Consider the following 16,968-nt stretch of genomic DNA (forward strand, 5'->3'; position numbering starts at 1 on the left):
GGCGAACTACTTCGGCTCTTCCATCATCTTCGGAACTTCGAAGGTGCCTGCCTTGATCTCCGCCCGCTTGGCCTCCATCGCTGCCTCCGCCTCGGCAGGCGCCACGCCCTTGACGAAGACGATATCGCTGCCGCCTTCCTTCATCAGACCGTAGGACGTGTAGTTCCTGCCGACCGGTTTGCCGGCAGCGACGTCGGCGATCGCGGCATCGAGGATCGGGCGGAAATACCACATGGCGTTGGCAAACACCGTATCGGGATAACGCGGCGTATAATCGACCAGCGAGCCGACCGACTTGATGCCGCGTTCCTTGGCGGCATCGGCCGTGCCGATGCGCTCGCCGAACAGGATATCGGCGCCGGCGTCGATCTGGGCAAGACCAGCTTCGCGGGCCTTCGGCGGATCGAAGAAGGTGCCGATGAACGAGACGAGGTGTTTTGCATCCGGGTTGACCGCCTTGACGCCCGCGGCAAAGGCGTTGATCAGCATGTTGACCTCGGGGATCGGAATGGCGCCGACCGAACCGACGATGTTCGACTTGGTCATCTTGCCCGCCAGCATGCCGGCCAGATAGGCGCCGTCGTGGTTCCAGGTGCCGAAGACGCCGAAATTGTCGCCGGCCTGCTCGCCGCTTGAACCCAGCACGAAAGCGGTATCGGGATAGTCGGCCGCGACCTGCCGGGCCTCCTTCTCCACGGCATAGGCCTCGCCGATGATCAGCTTGTTGCCCTGTTCGGCATATTCGCGCATGGCGCGGGGATAATCGGTGCCGGAGACGCCTTCGGAGAAGACATATTCGATGACGCCGTCCTTGGCCGCGTCCTGAAGCGCCTTGTGAAGACAGGAATTCCAGGCGTTTTCAACCGGCGACGCATGAATGCCGGCAACTTTCAGCGGGGCGGCAGCCCTTGCGAGCGGGGCGAAGCTGCTGACTCCGAGCGCAATGCCCGATGCGATCACTGCCCGGCGTGAAATCAGGATGTCTTTGGTCATCGATTGCTCCCCTTTTTTTACCATCTGGTTCAAAAATCATAGTAGCGCCTAAAAATGTGTCAAGGAGAGAAGAGGCTTAAAAATCAGGCTGATCGACCCCTTGGGCTCTTTCCTCGACCGCCGAATTTTTACGTGGCTGCTCGGCGTCGCGACTTGGCGGAAAGACCGTGGCGTGGCAGGCTGCACCTCGATGCCGCAGCGCTTCTCGGTTGAGAATTTCCATACCAATAATCGCCTCCTTCGTTTCGGCGCAGGGAGAGCTCGGACCGGATCTGCAGGGCTTGGCGCGGCGATATTTGCAGGATATGCAGAGAACTGTTGGGTGGGGAAACAAGAAAATGGGTGAAGAAGAAGACGCCTCGCGGCGACCGATCGCGAGCCGGTCATCGTCTTGGGCGATCGGCCTGAGTGCGTGGCTGGTGCGCACCGGCGTCACGCCGAACTGCATTTCGCTTTTCTCGATCCTGTTTGCCGGCATCGGCGCGGCGCTGATCCTGTTCACGGCCCATCCGATCGCCATGCTCTGCGCTGCGATCGCCGTGCAGATGCGGCTCGTCTGCAATTTGCTCGACGGCATGGTCGCGATCGAAGGCGGCAAGAAAACCAAGAGCGGCCCGATCTACAACGAATTTCCCGATCGGATCGCCGACAGCCTGCTAATTGTCGCGGCCGGCTATGCCTGCGGCTTTCCCTGGCTGGGTTGGCTGTCGGCGCTGCTCGCCGCGCTCACCGCCTATATCAGGGTCTTCGGTGGATCGGTCGGTCTGCCCCAGGATTTCAGCGGCATCATGGCCAAGCAGCGCCGCATGGCGGTGCTGACCGCCGGCCTGCTTGCCCAAAGCATCGAGACGCTGATATCGGCCAGCCGCTGGTCGCTGCTCATCGCCTCCATCATCATCGCGGCCGGCAGCCTCGTCACCTGCGTCACGCGCACGATAAGCCTCAGCCGCTCCCTGGAGAGCCTATGATTGCCATCATCCGTCGTCTTCTCGTGCTGTTCGTCCGTATCATGGTCGGCGCCCGAAGCGAGTGGCGGGGCTGCGTGCCCGACACGCGCCGCCGCATCTATTTCGCCAATCACAACAGCCATGTCGATACCGTCGCCGTCATGGCCGCCCTCCCATGGCCGGTCCGCCGGATGACCCATCCTGTCGCGGCGCGCGATTATTGGGGAACGAGCCCGTTACGCCGCTTCATCGCCGAGAAAGGCCTGCGCGCCGTCCTAATAGACCGCAAGCCTCTGCCGGACAGCAATCCGCTGGAACCGCTCGAGCGGCTGCTCGAAGAGGGTCGTTCGATCCTGATCTTTCCCGAGGGGACGAGAAGCGCCAATGATGAGGTCGCCCCGTTCCGCAGCGGCATCTATCGCCTCGCCTGCCGTTTCCCCGATGTTGATCTCGTGCCGATCCATCTCGACAATCTTCAGCGCATTCTGCCCAAGGGAAGCTGGCTGATTGTCCCGATCACCTGCACGGCACGCTTCGGCAAGCCGCTGCGCGTCGAACCGGGCGAAGGAAAGGACGCATTCCTGGCCCGCGCCCGTGCAGCGGTTATCGAGCTTGCGGACGGAGTGCGCATCGCATGACCAACCTTTTCTCCATCGTACTTGCCGCAATCCTCGGCCTGCTTGCGGTCGCCTCTGCCATCGGTTTCACCCTGCAACGGCGCGCGACCGAGCCCGGCTCCGTAGCCACCGTCCACAACCTCAATGCCCGCATCCGCTCCTGGTGGATCATGGTCGCCGTCTTCGGCGGCGCGATCCTGCTCGGCGATACCGCGGTGGTCATCCTGTTCGGGTTTCTATCCTTCATGGCGCTTCGCGAATTCTGGACGCTGACGCCGTCGCGGCGCGGCGATCACCTGGCGCTGTTCCTGTCCTTCTTCGTGGTCCTGCCGGTGCAATATGTGCTGCTCGGAACGCTATGGTACGGCCTATTTTCGATCTTTATTCCGGTCTATGCCTTCCTGATCCTGCCGGCGGTGGCGACCCTGACGGGTGACGTCAACGAATTCCTGGCGCGAACCGCCAAGGTGCAATGGGGATTGATGCTGACGGTCTATTCGATCAGCCACGCACCGGCCCTCATGATGCTGCAGACCGGCACGCCGTCCGCGCTTCTTCTCATCTATCTCGTCATCGTCGTGCAGCTCAGCGACGTCTTCCAGTATGTGTGGGGCAAGCTGCTCGGAAAGCACCGCTTCTCACCGAACATCAGCCCGTCGAAAACGCTCGAAGGCCTGATCGGCGGCGGCGCCTCGGCCATCCTCGTCGGAACGCTGCTCTATCGCCTGACGCCGTTTTCGCCGCTGCAGGCGGCGGCCGTCAGCACCGTCATCGTCGTCGCCGGCTTCTTCGGCGGTTTCGTGCTGTCGGCCATCAAGCGCGACCTCAACGCCAAGGATTGGGGTTATGTGATCGAAGGCCATGGCGGGGTGCTCGACCGTCTCGACTCCATCACCTTCGCCGCGCCGCTGTTCTTCCACATCGTGCGCTACTGGTTCACCACCTGAGGTGAAGGCATGCGGCCGACCGTTCAAGACCGGCCGATGTCCTCCAGGCTCTCGAACAGCCGGCGCTGAACATCCCGCTCCTGCCTGCCTATCGCCGTCATCAACTGGCCCATCGTTCCCCGCAGGCCGTGCAATTCGTCCACCAGCTCCATGACGATATCGACGCCGGCTTCGTTGACCCCCATGTTTCCCATGAGGTCCAGGATCAGCCGGGCGCGCGCGACGTCGGCGTCGTGAAACTGCCGTCCTTCATCCGACATCTCCGGGATCAGCCAGCCCTGTTCGATCCAGAGATCGAGCTGGACGACGTCGATTTTCAAGCAAAGACGGAATTCAAGATCATCCATGATCAGGCCTCCATGTTCTTCCTCGGATCGTATGGATTTGCCGTCGCCCATTCCTTCATCAGAGATATCAGCCGTTCGTCGGGATTGTCGGGCAGCACGATCTTCAGGGTGACATAGGCGTCGCCGTGCCCGCCGCCGCGTGTGGCGACACCCTTGCCCTTGAGACGCAGGACCTTGCCGGCATTCGAGTGCGGGGGCAGCGTCAGGTTGACCGGTCCCGACGGTGTCGGCACGCGGACCTTGCCGCCGAGCACCGCTTCACCGAGCGAGATCGGCAGCTCCAGGCGGATGTCGTCGCCGTCGCGCGTGAAGAAGCGGTGAGGCCCCACGCGGATTTCGATGAGGGCATCGCCCGGCAGCCCGCCTCCAATGCCCGGCTCGCCCTTGCCGCGCAGCCGCAAAGTCTGGCCGTCGCGGGTGCCTGGCGGGATCTGCACATCGAGCTGCGGCCCGTCCGGTAGTTTGATCTCGGTCCGGGTGCCGTTGACCGCCTCGAGAAAATCGACCTCCATGGAGAACCGCCGGTCCTGGCCCTGACTGCGCATCCTGCCGCCGCCGGCGCGGCGCGAGAAGAAATTGGCAAAGGAATTGTCGGCATCGGCGAAATCGGCAAAACCGGAACTGTTGCGGTAGGGATTACCGGGACCGCTCGCCGAGGCATAGTCGCGGTAATAGCTGCGCTGCGCCCGCTCGGCGCCCGTCATGTCGATCTCGCCGCGATCGAAGCGCCCGCGTTTTTCCTCGTCGCTCAAGATCTCGTAGGCGGTCGAAATTTCCTTGAACCGCTCCTCGGCCTTTTTGTCGCCGGGGTTAAGGTCGGGGTGAAGTTTCTTGGCGAGCTTGCGGAAGGCGCTTTGAATATCCTTCTGCGTCGCATCCCGTTTCACGCCCAGAAGCTCATAGGGATCCTGGCTCATGCATATCTCCGGTCAGGGCAGTCAATACTGCCGGTTGGCTTAGCAGAGATATAGGCTCTTAGGCCGCCGCCGGGGAGGGGAGACCGCATTGGATTAGAGCAGCGCCGTGTCTTCCGCTTGCGACTCCGCGCCGGAGTGCCTGCAATCGAAACGCCGATCAATGAGAACCGAGCATCCGGCGTGGCGCACGACCTTGTCGACGATCGAGGAGAAGACGTAGTCGGTGATATCGAGCACATGCGATGACAGCAGAATAAGATCAGCCGACGTCTCCCTGGCGACTGCGACGAGCAGGGAGGCGGCGGTGCCGACGCGAACTTCGATCGTCGCCGGAATCCCAAGCTCCTTGCAGAGCGCTGCAAGTTTTCTTTCCGCATCGGCCATGGCAGTCGTTTCGAATTCCTCGGGAAGCTCCACCAGGTGACGATGCGGGATGTTTTCGACGACGTGCACGACAACGATGCTGCCGCCTTCCTCCACCAGTGCCGCCGCCCGGCGCAGCAGGCGGTTTGCCGTTTGCCTGGAACCCATGCCGATGCCGCAGATGATCGTCCGATACATTGAGATCCATGTCCTGAGAATGCAGATAGCCGCTCCGATCATACCCGTATCGACCGCGTCTGCTTTGACCAAAATCAAACCGAAATGCGCAACCACCATCGGCGGGCCGGACGGAAAACGCCCCTTCAACACGAGAGTTCTGCCGACGTGTCGCAGTTGACGGCGGCGCGATCGGCCATAGCTCTCATGCGATGCCGTCACACCATGAGGTTCACATGCCGGATTTTGCGATTATCGGAGCGGGCGCCATGGGAAGCGCTGTCGCCAGACGGCTTATCGACCATGGCGCCACGGTGCTGACCTGTCTCGAAGGTCGCAGTGAACAGACGATCGCGCGGGCTGCGGCAGCCGGCATGGTGCCGGTCGGCAGGCAGGATCTGGCGAAGGCCGCGCTCATCCTGTCGATTGTTCCGCCGGCGGAAGCGATCGGCGTTGCCGAGTTCGTCGCCGACATATCGTCGGGATTGCCGACGCCGCCGCCTTTCATCGACCTCAACGCGATTGCGCCGAAAACCATGCAGGCATTGGCGGCGCGGTTCGGCGGCACCACTATGGACGTGTTGGACGGCACCATCATCGGCGGGCCGCCGGCTCCCGGTAAACCAGGTCCGACCCTCTATGTCAGCGGCGATAGCGCGGAGCAAAGCAGGCTGCTCGAAGATTACGGCCTCAAGGTCCGCAGACTCGATGGGCCGCTCGGCGCGGCTTCGGCGCTGAAGATGTGTTACGCCGGCATCAACAAGGGCTTTACCGGCCTCGGCGCGGCGATGCTGCTTGCCGCATCGCGCTCGGGTGCTGCCGAAAGCCTGAAGGCCGAACTCACCGAAAGCCTTCCCGACGTCGACCGAAAGCTCTCGAAATCCATTCCCGACATGTATCCGAAAGCCTATCGCTGGGTCGCCGAAATGCAGGAGATCGCCGATTTCCTCGGAGAAGACGATCCGGCTGCGACGATTTTTCGGGGCATGGCGGAGGTTTTTGCCAGGCTGGCGGACGACGTCAAGGGCAGCCGTATGCTCACCAGTCAGTTGGACGAGATCCTGGCGGAAACCGGCGGCTGACCACTATGGCTCTTCGCCGTCGGCGCCCCCAACGGAGACGCCGACAGCTGGCGTACGGCCGGTCCAAACCGCGCCTATATCTTGGCGAAATCCTCGACCTGCGCCCGGATCGCGACCTCGGTCGGCAACCGCTCCATCGAGCTTGCGCCGTAAAAGCCGTTGCACCCCTTGCAGCGGGCGAGCACATGGGCCGCATCCGCCGGCATGGCGATCGGTCCGCCATGGCAGAGCACGATGACGTCGTCGCGCACCGACCTTGCGGCATCCGACCATGCGTTGATCTTCTCCACGCATCCGTCGAGCGTCAGCGCCGTTTCGGCGCCGATCGCGCCGCCCGTGGTCAGGCCGAGATGGCAGACGACGATATCGGCGCCGGCTTTGGTCATGGCTATGGCGTCCTCGCTGCTGAAGACGTAAGGGGTCGTCAGCATGTCCTTGGCATTGGCGCGGGCGATGATGTCGATTTCCAGATCGAAGCCCATGCCGGTCTCTTCTAGATTGGCGCGGAAGGTGCCGTCGATCAGCCCGACGGTCGGGAAATTCTGGATGCCGGCAAAACCCATTGCCTTCAACTCGTCGAGGAAAAGATCTGGCAGCATGAAGGGATCGGTGCCGTTGACGCCGGCAAGCACCGGCGTGTGGTGCACGACCGGCAGCACCTCGCGGCCCATCTCCTTGACAATCTCATTGGCATTGCCATAGGCGAGCAAGCCGGCCAGCGAGCCGCGCCCGGCCATGCGGTAACGACCGGAATTGTAGATCACGATCAGATCGATGCCGCCGGCCTCCTCGCTCTTGGCCGAAAGGCCGGTGCCGGCGCCGCCGCCGATGATCGGCCGGCCCGCGGCGATCTTGCGGCGAAGCTTGGTCAGAATGTCGTTTCTGTCGATACGGGTCAAAACTCTCTCCTTCAGGCATGAATGTCGTGGAAATTGGAAACGAGCACAGCCGCAAATTCCGGGCTGTTGATGTGGGCGTCGATCTCGACGAGGCGCCTGTTCTCCGCATCGCGCCAACCGGTACGGATGGCTGAAAACAGCGCCGCATCGGCGTCCGGATCGTGGAATGGCTGACCGACGGCATCGATGGCCGAAACACCTCGAAGCGGCAGCAGGAAGCAGACCGGACCCTGCATCCGGTTCAGCCGTTCGACGATAAAGGCACCGATCCGGGCGTTTTCCTCCGGCGTGGTGCGCATCAGCGTCACCTGCGCATTGTGGACGTGAAGTCTGCGGTCGCGAAAAGGCGCCGGCACGGTTTCCCGCGCACCGAAATTGACCATGTCGACGGCACCGACCGAGCCGACATAGGGCAGGCCGGTGCGGATGATGGCACCGAAGCGATCCTCGGTCGCCGGAAAGACGCCGCCGACCAGGAGGTCGGGAACCTCCGTCGTCGTCACATCGATCACGCCCTGCAGCAGACCGGAATCGGCAAGTTTCTCCATCGACTGGCCGCCGACGCCGGTTGCATGGAAGACGTAGATTTCATGCGTTTTGCCGAGCATGTCGCGAACCTGCGTGACGCAAGGCGTGGTGACGCCGAACATGGTCATGCCGATACCAAGCCGATCATCGCTCGAAGCGGCGATCGGATTGCGGGCCATGCCGGCGGCGGCGTTCGCCGCATTGCCGATCACTTTGCGCGAGATCGCGTTGAGGCCGGCGACATCGACGACCGAATACATCATGGTCAGATCGTTCGGCCCGACATAGGGCGCGACATTGCCGGAGGCGACCGTCGAGACCATCAGTTTCGGCAGGCCGATCGGAAGCGCACGCATCGCCTCGGTCACCAGCGCGGTATTGCCGGTTCCGCCAAGGCCGAGGACGGCGCCGATGTCATCACGCGATCTCAGGAATGCCGTCAGCGCCTTGGCCATGGCTGAGACCGCCGTTCCCCGATCGCTCTGCCCGAGCACGGCCGCCGCGCCCTCGGGATGAAATTCAGCGACTTCGCGCGGCCGGATGTCGGCGCCGGCATCCTCCCCAAGCGTGCCGACATCAACCAGCACGGCATCGGCGCCGGCCGCATGAACCACCTCCCGGGCGTAGTTCAGTTCCGCTCCCTTGGTGTCGCAGGTGCCGACGACATAGACCTTTCCCATTGGTTTTCCTCCTCTTTTTGAACTTTCTCTGTGTGTTTTCGATAAAATTTCCGATTTTGTATTTTCCATATTGTATATTCTTTCGCATATTGCATACTTAAATCATGAACGCCAGACGGAAATGGAGACCATGAACGCACCGCGCCACCTCACCCTTCGCGAGCGGATCTACGAGGAAATCGTTCGCCTGATCGTCTCCGGCGAACTGCCGAGCGGCGTCTCGATCGATGAAAAGGAACTCACGGAACGCCTGCAGGTCAGCCGCACGCCGTTCCGCGAGGCGATCGGCACGCTGGCCAAGGAAGGGCTGATCGAGATCAAGCCCTATCGCGGCTTCTTCGTGCGCAGCTTCACGCCGAAGGAGATCGATGATCTCTACAATCTGCGCAAGACGCTCGAATGTTTCGCCGTCGAGCTCGCCGTCCCGCAGATGAGCGACCGGCATATTTCAGGCTTCGAACGCATCCTGGACGAGGCGGTGGCGGCGCTGCGCCGCGGCGACATGGAGACCTATGGCATCCGCGACAAGGAATTTCACGAGACCATCGCCGAGCTGTCGGGAAGCCTGCCACTGATCGAGACGCTGGCGCGGCTGGCGCTGCAGATCCAGATCTGCCGCTCGATCGCCAATGAGAGCCGCGACCTGGCCGAAAGGGCGGCCGAGGAGCGCGATCAGATCCTGCAGGCTTTCCGGGCGCGCGACATTGGCCGCGCGAAGGCGCTGATGCACGCGCATATCAGCGACGTCCAGCAGGCGGTCATGGCGCGCTTTCAGAAGGGTTAGCCGAAGGACGTGAAGGAGAGGGAGGTCTCCTTTTCAACAGTAAAAACGTGGCCGAGGAGCGGCCCGGAGGAGGGAACAATGCTGAAATTTCTTGCCCGCAGCACGGCACTGGCGGCGATGCTTGCCGCAAGTTCGCTGGCGGCACATGCCGAGACCCTGAAGATGTGGGGGCCGGAACAGATCACCGAACCGCTGGTCGCGCAGCTCTGGAACGGCATCAAGGCCGATTTCGAGAAGGCCAATCCCGGCGTGACCGTCGAGTTCATGCCGCCGACCGGAACGATCAGCAATGGCGCGGTGCAGGCGGCGATCCAGTCGGATGCCGGCCCGGACGTGATCCTCACCAATTCAGGCATCGGCCGCATCAGCGTCGTCAAGAACGCCAAGCAGGTCATGCCGCTCACCAAGCAATATGAAAAGCGCGGCTGGAAGGACCAGATCTATCCCTGGCTCTACACCGAGCTGAAGGGCCAGTTCGGCGGCGAGATCTATGAGGTTCCCGATGGCCTCGATGCGCTTGGTATCTGGTACCACAAGGATATTTTCGCGCAGGCCGGCTGGAAGATCCCGGCGAGCTGGAGCGAATTCGAAGCGCTGATGAAATCGATCGAGGAGACCGGTCTGCAGCCGATCGCCATCGGCCCGCGCACAACGGGCAGCGCCGGCCATCTCTTCGGCAACCTGCTGCAATCGGCAAGCGGCAAGGAGGTGATCGGCAAGGCGCTGCGCCGCGAGATCGCTTGGGACGATCCATCGGTCGCCGCCGGCGCCATCCGGCTGCAGAAGCTGGTCGAGGCGGGCTATATCAAGAAGGAAATGGCGGGTCTCGATCTCGATGGCGCCTCGCGCCTCTGGTTCAACAAACGCGCGGCCATGTTCGTCGCAGGCCCCTGGTTCACCGCCAATGCCCGCAAGGCAGGCTATGACCTCACTAACGCCGGCTATGCGCCCATGCCTTCCGACATCCAGGGCGCGGCGATGCCGACCGGCGGCGTCGGCTGGAGCTGGCTGGTGCCGGTCAACTCAAAGCAGCCGGAACTCGCGATGAAATGGATCGACTTCATGCTGTCTGATGCGGTGATGAAGAAACGCGCCCAGGATCCGGCAAGCACGATGATCTATCCGCGTGAAATCACAGGCGTCGAGCCGCCGACCCCGGTGCTGAAGGATATCTTCACGGCCGCGGCCGGCGGCGTCGGCTACAATCCGAGCGTCTATCTGCCGGGCACCGTGCTCGACACCTATTTCCAGGTCATCCAGGGCCTCATCTCCGGCCAGATCGGCGGCGAGGACGGCATGAAGCAGATCCAGGCGAAGATGGCAGAGGCGAAATAGTGGTCATTCCAGAAACGCCCGGAAGCAAGGTCGTGGCTCCTCTCAGGGATGCGTCTGCCGTGGCGGGACATGCGGGCGGCCTGTCCGCCCGTATGTCCAAACGCCGTACGGCCAGGTCCGCTTCGCCCAACGGCGATGCCGGCACCGCGTTCTGGTTGATGGCGCCAGCACTCGGCCTCTATGCCGTCTTCACCCTGCTGCCGATCGTCGCCACCTTCTGGCTGAGCTTCAACAGCTCGGCCGGCTTCAACACATCCGCGAGCTTCGTCGGCTTCGGCAATTATGCCAAGGCGGCGCATGATCCGATCGTCTGGAAGAGCCTGGTCCATACCTTCGTCTGGCTGGCCTATCATGTGGTGATGGCGGGCGGGCTCGGCCTGCTGCTGGCGCTTGCCGTCAGCAGGCTGAGAGTGACGCAAGTCTTCTTCCGCACCGCCTTCTTCCTGCCGCATCTGGTGTCGCTCGCCGTCGTCGGCGTCATCTGGGCCAATATCTACGATCCGTTTTTTGGCCTGCTGAACACCGGCCTGACGCGGATCGGGCTCGGCGCCTTCACGCAGGGCTGGCTTTCCGACCCGGCGCTGGTGCTCTTTTCCGTCAATCTCGCAAGCTCCTGGCAGGGTTTCGGCCTCTACATGCTGCTCTTCATCGCCGGGCTGCAGAATATCGACCGCTCGCTTTACGATGCGGCTGAGGTGGACGGCGCCAACGCCTTCCAGAAGCTGATCCATGTGACGCTGCCGGGGCTTCGCGAGGTGACGACCTTCGTCGTTTCGCTGGCGATGATCAATGGCCTGAAGGGCTTCGCCACCGTCTTCGTCATGACCAATGGCGGCCCGTTCTATCAGAGCGAGCTGATCACCACCTACATCTACCGGCTTGCCTTCCAATCCCAGGATCACGGGCTTGCGGCGGTGCTCTGCATCCTGCTGAGCCTACTTGCGATCGCCATCACCATCGTCTTCAACCGCTGGCGCGCGAGGCTTTCCCAATGAGTGTGCGCAATCGCGAATGGCCGGTGGCGCTGGCGCTGACCCCTGTTCTGATCCTGATCCTCGCCCCCTTCGTCTGGCTGCTGATATCGAGTTTCAAGACCGAGGCCGAGATCGGCCGAGCCGATCCCTTCACCTGGCCCGCCGACCTGATGTGGCGGAACTATCTGGACGCCTGGCAGATCGGCGGCTTCGGCGACCTCGTCGGCAACAGCCTCATCAACCTCATCGGTGTCGTCGCCCTGTCGCTCGTCACCTGCGCGCCGGCCGGTTATGCGCTCGCCAAAATCCGCTTTCCCGGCCGGGAATGGCTGTTCTATGCCTTCATCCTCGGCCTCACCGTGCCGGTCCAGGCGATCGTCATTCCGCTCTACCAGGTGCTTTTCGGACTGAACCTCGTCAACACGCTTGCTGGTATCGTGCTGGTGCAGGTCAGCAACGGCATTCCCTTCGGCATCTTCCTGATGCGGAGCTTCTTCATCGGCGTGCCGGATGATCTGATCGAGGCCGCCAAGATCGACGGCGCTTCGCATTTCCAGATCCTCACCAAGGTCTTTCTGCCGATCTCCACGCCGGCGGTGCAGGCGCTCGTCATCATCAGCGCGCTCTCCACCTGGAACGATTTCTTCCTGCCGCTGATCGTGCTGATCAGCCCTGAGGTCCAAACGCTGCCGCTCGGGCTGGTCCGTTTCGCCAGCACCTATGCCTCGGATTACCGCCTGGTCTTCTCAGGGACCGTGATTTCGTTCCTGCCGATCATTCTTCTCTACATCCTGATGCAGCGCCGCTTCACCGAGGGGCTGACGCAGGGAGCAATCAAGGGCTGACCATGTCGCACCACGTCCAGCGGGACATCCGCTACAATTTCGAATTCGACCATCGCATCAGGGCCTGCTTCATCGGCGCCGGCGGCCATGCCTATCGCAATGTCTATCCGGCACTGCGTTATGCACCGGTCGAGCTTGCCGGCATCTGCGATCTCGATCTCGGCCGCGCCGAAAAATTCGCCAAGCTTTTCGGCGCCGGCAAAGCCTATACCGATCACCGCGATATGCTCGAGCAGGAAAGGCCGGACCTGGTCTTTCTCGTCACCGCCTATCATCCCGACGGCCGGGTGCAGGCGAGCGATCTGGCACTCGACGCGCTGGCAGCCGGCGCGCATGTCTGGATGGAGAAGCCGACGGCGGCGAGCCTGGAGGATATCGGAAGGCTGCAGGCGGCAAGTGCCGCGGCCGGCCGCATGGTGATGACCGGTCTCAAGAAGACCTTCTTCCCCACGATCGAGAAGCTCAGGGATTTGATCGGCTCGCCCGGCTTCGGCAGACTGACCTCGATCAACGTCCGCTATCCCCAGAGCCTGCCGAGCCCGGAAGACCGTGCCGATCTCGTCAAGATGCAGAGCTTTCTCGACCATATTTACCATCCGGGAGCGATCCTCAATTTTCTCGGCGGCGAGATCGAACGCGCCGGCTACGAATGGGAAGCGCTGACCGGAGCGACCGTCACCAGCCTGCGCTTCCGCTCCGGCGCGATCGGCACGCTGCATCTTGCCGCCGGCCAATCCGGCGGCAGCATCTTCGAGCGGGTGGAGATCATCGGCGAAGGCGCCAATGCCATCGTCGAAAACGGCAGCCGGCTGACCTACTTCCGCAAGGCGGAGCTGCCGTCCTATGGCCGCGCCGCAAGCTTCATCCAGCCGGACGAGAATGCCGCGCTCATCTACGAGCCGGAGCATTCGCTCGGCCAGCTCTACAACAACAATCTCTTCTATCTCGGCTATGTGCCCGAGATCCTGCATCTGACGGATGCGATCCTTTCCGGCACATCGATCACCCGGGGCACGCTCGAAATCGCCCGCGAGATCATGAAGCTCTTCGAATTTTACCGACGCACGGATGCCGGCGTCACCACCAATCTCTGACGGGGAGGGACCACCTTGAGCGAGACCGATATTATTTTCAGGAAAGCCGGCGGCGAATTCATGCCGACCACATGGGGCGAACTCAATTGGAAGATCACTGGCGACGGCACGCCCGGCGCCGAGATGACCTTCGGCACCTGCCGCATCAATCCCGGTGAGCGCAACCAGCTGCATTCGCATCCCGATTGCGAGGAGATCCTCTACGTCGTTTCCGGCCTTTGCGAACACAAGCTCGGCGATGCGCTTTACCGGCTCGAAGCCGGCGACGCCATCCGCATTCCCCGCAATGTCCGTCATTGGGCGCGCGCACTCGGCACCGAACCGCTCTTCGCCCTGATCATGTTTTCCTCCGGCACCAGGACGGCGGTCAATCATGAAGGCGAAGGCGCGGCCTGAGCGCAACCTGAGGAAAATATCATGGCGTCGATCGCGCTTCACAACATCCGCAAATCCTACGGCACGCTACCCGTCATCCATGGCGTCGATGTCGACATCGAAGATGGCGAGTTCATCGTGCTCGTCGGCCCGTCCGGCTGCGGCAAGTCCACGCTCTTACGCATGATTGCCGGCCTGGAGACGATCTCGGAGGGCCGTCTTTCGATCGACGGCCGCATGGTCAACGGCCTGCCGTCGAAGGAGCGGGACATTGCCATGGTGTTCCAGAGCTACGCGCTCTATCCGCATCTGACGGTCGCCGAGAATATGGGATTTTCGCTGAAGCTGCGCGGCACGGCCAAGGACGAGATCGGCCGGCGGGTGCAGTCCGCCGCCAGGATCCTGGCGCTCGAACCCTATCTCGACCGTCATCCGCGCCATCTCTCCGGCGGCCAGCGCCAGCGCGTCGCCATGGGCCGCGCCATCGTGCGCGATCCTAAAGTGTTTCTCTTCGACGAGCCGCTTTCCAATCTCGACGCCAAACTGCGGGTCGCCATGCGCGCCGAGATCAAGGAATTGCACCAGCGGCTGAAGATCACCACCGTCTATGTCACCCACGACCAGACCGAGGCGATGACCATGGCCGATCGGATCGTCGTGATGCGTGACGGCATCGTTGAGCAGATCGGAACGCCTTTGGAGATCTACGACCGACCGGCGACGACCTTCGTCGCCGGTTTCATCGGCATGCCGGCAATGAACCTGCTCAAGGGCCGCATCCAGGCCGATGCGCCTTCGATCTTCCGCACCGACAGCGGCGTCGCCATGCCGCTATCGCTACGCCCCGGCACGGCCGATCCCGGCGAGGAACTCATCTACGGCATCAGGCCGGAACAATTCGCAATCGCCGAGGAGGGGACACCGGCGAAGATCGTCGTCGTCGAACCGACCGGGGCGGAGACACAGGTCGTCGCCCGGATCGGCGAGGAAAACGTCAATATGCTGTTTCGCGAGCGCATCGCGATAAACCCCGGCGACACGATCCGCTTCACCTTGCGAGCGGCCGGCGAACATCTGTTTTCGGCCGCGACGGGCAGACGCCTTCCTGAAACGAATGTCTGAGACCTTCGTTTCCTGAATTTGTTGATATTTTGACGATCGTGTAAAGCCGCCCCGAATGATCAGAAGCCGATCGATTGGTTGCCGAAATGCGGGAGATCGCCGATTTCCTCGGAAAGGAGGATCGGGCGGCGATGACTTTTCGAGGGATGGGATGTTTTCGCCGGCTGGCGGGCGGCGTCGAGGCAGCCGCGTGCTCGCCGGGCGACCAGACGCGATTTGCGCGGCCGGAAAGCTGCGACTGACTGCAATAGTCAAGCAATCCCCGCAACAGCCTTACAAGTGTTTGGCTACATCCATTCTTTGATGAAGGATGCGTACAACGATGATCTGGCCCGCATCATTACTTTTGAAATACAGAAAATGAGAGCCAACGGAGACCTTTCTGTACCCTTTCCGAATGTCTGAGGGACGGCTCATCCGTGTTCCCTCCGCCAGTTCGTGACAGGCGTCTCTTATGTCCTGAATGTAACGCTCTGCCTGATCGACATTCCAACTCGTCGCTGTGTAATCCCAAATCTTGTCAATATCGGTTTGCGCGGCGGGGGAAAATATGATGCCTGTCATTTCGCCTCGAACGTCGCCCGTTTGCGAACGTTGAACGCATCGAAATCGAAGGGTGTGGCAGGGCCGGATTCCTCGCCTTCTATCAAGGCGTCCTGTAATGCCTTCACTTTGGCTTCGTGTTCTTCAAGTAGGCGAAGGCCGGCCCGAACGACGTCAGTGGCTGAACCATAGCGGCCAGCCTGAACTTGCGTGTCGATGAAGCTGACGAAATGGTCGCTGAGCGATATGGACGTATTTCTGGCCATGCTGAATCTCCTTTAAGCCCAATATACCAATTTTTGGTACATAACAAAGCCCCGTCTTCACGACGTGAATCTGATCCCTGGCCAGCTCTGACGATTGTGTGAAGCCGCCCCGACCCCTCTGACAAACCGCATCGCCTCTGCTATGTCAGGAAAAATGCGACGGCCCAACGAGGCGCCGTGCTCGATCCGATCAATGCCAGGAGTTTGAAAGATGAGCGGTTCTTCCGATTATATCCCCCCGAAGGTCTGGACCTGGAACAAGGCGAATGGCGGCCAGTTCGCCAGCATCAATCGCCCGATCGCTGGGCCGACACATGAGAAGGAGCTTCCGATCGGCCGTCATCCGCTGCAGCTCTATTCGCTCGGCACGCCGAACGGCCAGAAGGTCACCATCATGCTAGAAGAGCTGCTGGCGCTTGGCCATAGCGGCGCGGAATATGACGCCTGGCTGATCCGGATCGGCGATGGCGACCAGTTCGGAAGCGATTTCGTCAAGATCAATCCCAACTCGAAGATCCCGGCGCTGATGGACCGCAGCGGCGAAACGCCGATCCGGGTCTTCGAATCCGGCGCCATCCTCACCTATCTCGCCGAGAAGTTCGGCACCTTCCTGCCGACAGTGCCGGCCGCCCGCGCCGAATGCCTGTCCTGGCTGTTCTGGCAGATGGGCAGCGCCCCCTATCTCGGCGGCGGCTTCGGCCATTTCTACGCCTATGCGCCGACGAAGATCGAATATGCGATCGACCGCTTCGCCATGGAGGTGAAGCGCCAGCTCGACGTGCTCGATCGCCGTCTGGCCGAAAGCGAGTATCTGGCCGGCAGCCAATATACGATCGCCGATATTGCCGTCTGGCCCTGGTATGGCGGCCTGGTGAAGGGCTGGACCTACGGTGCGGCCGAATTCCTACGGGTCGAAGACTATAAGAACGTCCAGCGCTGGGCCGATGCGGTCTTCAGCCGCCCGGCCGTGCAACGCGGCCGGATGGTCAACCGCCTCTCCGGCGACCTTTCGAGCCAGTTGCACGAGCGCCACGACGCCAGCGACTTCGACACCAGGACGCAGGACAAGCTCGCGGCTGCCGAGTAAGCGGGCGGCCCCAGCCACGTTTTGCAGCCATAAACGATGCTCCGCC

The 16,968-nt window shown here is 62.0% G+C and carries 22 protein-coding genes; 12 read left to right on the forward strand and 10 right to left on the reverse strand.

Going from position 1 to position 16,968, the window contains the following annotated elements; genetic code table 11:
- Positions 1-6: 6 nt before the first annotated feature.
- Positions 7-993: a BMP family protein gene (locus BBJ66_RS05025; RefSeq protein ID WP_049731583.1), complete on the reverse strand. Its 987-nt coding sequence runs from the start codon at positions 991-993 to the stop codon at positions 7-9.
- Between the two features lie 76 nt (positions 994-1,069).
- Complete coding sequence (locus BBJ66_RS34715) at positions 1,070-1,216, reverse strand: hypothetical protein (protein WP_160320261.1); 147 nt, start codon at positions 1,214-1,216, stop codon at positions 1,070-1,072.
- A gap of 115 nt (positions 1,217-1,331) precedes the next feature.
- On the opposite strand from BBJ66_RS34715, the gene BBJ66_RS05030 reads away from it, so the two are divergent.
- The 3 genes from BBJ66_RS05030 to BBJ66_RS05040 are packed head-to-tail and all read left to right on the forward strand — an operon-like array spanning position 1,332 to position 3,504.
- Positions 1,332-1,961: a CDP-alcohol phosphatidyltransferase family protein gene (locus BBJ66_RS05030; RefSeq protein WP_049731584.1), complete on the forward strand. Its 630-nt coding sequence runs from the start codon at positions 1,332-1,334 to the stop codon at positions 1,959-1,961.
- Complete coding sequence (locus tag BBJ66_RS05035) at positions 1,958-2,578, forward strand: lysophospholipid acyltransferase family protein (protein ID WP_008529810.1); 621 nt, start codon at positions 1,958-1,960, stop codon at positions 2,576-2,578. The genes BBJ66_RS05030 and BBJ66_RS05035 overlap by 4 nt, the downstream gene beginning before the upstream one ends.
- Positions 2,575-3,504, forward strand: a complete 930-nt coding sequence (locus BBJ66_RS05040) for a phosphatidate cytidylyltransferase (RefSeq protein WP_049731586.1) — start codon at positions 2,575-2,577, stop codon at positions 3,502-3,504. The genes BBJ66_RS05035 and BBJ66_RS05040 overlap by 4 nt, the downstream gene beginning before the upstream one ends.
- Positions 3,505-3,527: 23 nt before the next feature.
- On the opposite strand, the gene BBJ66_RS05045 is transcribed toward BBJ66_RS05040, so the two are convergent.
- From BBJ66_RS05045 to BBJ66_RS05055, 3 genes are all read right to left on the reverse strand, one after another.
- On the reverse strand, positions 3,528-3,851 hold the full coding sequence (locus tag BBJ66_RS05045; protein WP_049731587.1) for a chaperone modulator CbpM: 324 nt from the start codon (positions 3,849-3,851) through the stop codon (positions 3,528-3,530).
- A gap of 2 nt (positions 3,852-3,853) precedes the next feature.
- Positions 3,854-4,768, reverse strand: coding sequence for a DnaJ C-terminal domain-containing protein (locus BBJ66_RS05050; RefSeq protein WP_049731588.1), 915 nt, complete (start codon positions 4,766-4,768; stop codon positions 3,854-3,856).
- A 93-nt stretch (positions 4,769-4,861) separates the two neighbouring features.
- On the reverse strand, positions 4,862-5,329 hold the full coding sequence (locus tag BBJ66_RS05055; protein WP_049731599.1) for a universal stress protein: 468 nt from the start codon (positions 5,327-5,329) through the stop codon (positions 4,862-4,864).
- 215 nt (positions 5,330-5,544) lie between these two features.
- Here BBJ66_RS05055 and BBJ66_RS05060 point away from each other — a divergent pair, with 215 nt between their 5' ends.
- Positions 5,545-6,390, forward strand: a complete 846-nt coding sequence (locus tag BBJ66_RS05060; protein ID WP_049731589.1) for an NAD(P)-dependent oxidoreductase — start codon at positions 5,545-5,547, stop codon at positions 6,388-6,390.
- Positions 6,391-6,464: 74 nt separating this feature from the next.
- On the opposite strand, the gene BBJ66_RS05065 is transcribed toward BBJ66_RS05060, so the two are convergent.
- Both BBJ66_RS05065 and BBJ66_RS05070 read right to left on the reverse strand, forming a co-directional pair.
- Positions 6,465-7,289 (reverse strand): phosphoenolpyruvate hydrolase family protein, encoded by an 825-nt coding sequence (locus tag BBJ66_RS05065; RefSeq protein WP_049731590.1) that lies wholly within the window; start codon positions 7,287-7,289, stop codon positions 6,465-6,467.
- A gap of 11 nt (positions 7,290-7,300) precedes the next feature.
- Positions 7,301-8,497 carry a Tm-1-like ATP-binding domain-containing protein gene (locus tag BBJ66_RS05070; RefSeq protein WP_049731591.1) on the reverse strand — a complete coding sequence of 399 codons (1,197 nt, stop codon included), beginning with the start codon at positions 8,495-8,497 and terminating at the stop codon, positions 7,301-7,303.
- Positions 8,498-8,627: 130 nt separating this feature from the next.
- Between BBJ66_RS05070 and BBJ66_RS05075 the strand changes: the two genes are divergently transcribed.
- From BBJ66_RS05075 to BBJ66_RS05105, 7 genes are all read left to right on the forward strand, one after another.
- Positions 8,628-9,281 (forward strand): GntR family transcriptional regulator, encoded by a 654-nt coding sequence (locus BBJ66_RS05075; protein WP_049731592.1) that lies wholly within the window; start codon positions 8,628-8,630, stop codon positions 9,279-9,281.
- 78 nt (positions 9,282-9,359) lie between these two features.
- Positions 9,360-10,616, forward strand: coding sequence for an ABC transporter substrate-binding protein (locus BBJ66_RS05080; protein ID WP_049731593.1), 1,257 nt, complete (start codon positions 9,360-9,362; stop codon positions 10,614-10,616).
- Between the two features lie 92 nt (positions 10,617-10,708).
- Positions 10,709-11,611 (forward strand): carbohydrate ABC transporter permease, encoded by a 903-nt coding sequence (locus BBJ66_RS05085; RefSeq protein ID WP_210293407.1) that lies wholly within the window; start codon positions 10,709-10,711, stop codon positions 11,609-11,611.
- On the forward strand, positions 11,608-12,435 hold the full coding sequence (locus BBJ66_RS05090; protein WP_049731594.1) for a carbohydrate ABC transporter permease: 828 nt from the start codon (positions 11,608-11,610) through the stop codon (positions 12,433-12,435). Before BBJ66_RS05085 ends, BBJ66_RS05090 begins: the two co-directional genes overlap by 4 nt.
- Before the next feature lie 2 nt (positions 12,436-12,437).
- A complete protein-coding gene (locus tag BBJ66_RS05095; RefSeq protein WP_071085404.1) occupies positions 12,438-13,529 on the forward strand; it encodes a Gfo/Idh/MocA family protein in 1,092 nt (363 codons plus the stop codon).
- A gap of 15 nt (positions 13,530-13,544) precedes the next feature.
- The gene (locus tag BBJ66_RS05100) at positions 13,545-13,925 is read left to right on the forward strand and encodes a cupin domain-containing protein (RefSeq protein WP_049731596.1); all 381 of its coding nucleotides are present in this window, start codon (positions 13,545-13,547) and stop codon (positions 13,923-13,925) included.
- 21 nt (positions 13,926-13,946) lie between these two features.
- Positions 13,947-15,026, forward strand: coding sequence for an ABC transporter ATP-binding protein (locus BBJ66_RS05105; RefSeq protein WP_071085406.1), 1,080 nt, complete (start codon positions 13,947-13,949; stop codon positions 15,024-15,026).
- A gap of 59 nt (positions 15,027-15,085) precedes the next feature.
- On the opposite strand, the gene BBJ66_RS05110 is transcribed toward BBJ66_RS05105, so the two are convergent.
- From BBJ66_RS05110 to BBJ66_RS05120, 3 genes are read right to left on the reverse strand one after another with little or no spacing between them, the layout of a single operon-like run.
- Complete coding sequence (locus BBJ66_RS05110; protein WP_071085408.1) at positions 15,086-15,274, reverse strand: hypothetical protein; 189 nt, start codon at positions 15,272-15,274, stop codon at positions 15,086-15,088.
- A gap of 25 nt (positions 15,275-15,299) precedes the next feature.
- Positions 15,300-15,590, reverse strand: a complete 291-nt coding sequence (locus BBJ66_RS05115; RefSeq protein ID WP_010064973.1) for a type II toxin-antitoxin system RelE/ParE family toxin — start codon at positions 15,588-15,590, stop codon at positions 15,300-15,302.
- The gene (locus tag BBJ66_RS05120; protein WP_049731362.1) at positions 15,587-15,835 is read right to left on the reverse strand and encodes a type II toxin-antitoxin system ParD family antitoxin; all 249 of its coding nucleotides are present in this window, start codon (positions 15,833-15,835) and stop codon (positions 15,587-15,589) included. Before BBJ66_RS05120 ends, BBJ66_RS05115 begins: the two co-directional genes overlap by 4 nt.
- Positions 15,836-16,046: 211 nt before the next feature.
- Here BBJ66_RS05120 and yghU point away from each other — a divergent pair, with 211 nt between their 5' ends.
- Positions 16,047-16,922: a glutathione-dependent disulfide-bond oxidoreductase gene (gene yghU / locus BBJ66_RS05125; protein WP_049731363.1), complete on the forward strand. Its 876-nt coding sequence runs from the start codon at positions 16,047-16,049 to the stop codon at positions 16,920-16,922.
- The last annotated feature ends 46 nt before the right edge of the window (positions 16,923-16,968 follow it).

It is taken from the genome of Rhizobium sp. RSm-3 (assembly GCF_001854685.1).
Classification (GTDB): Bacteria; Pseudomonadota; Alphaproteobacteria; order Rhizobiales; family Rhizobiaceae; genus Rhizobium; species Rhizobium ecuadorense.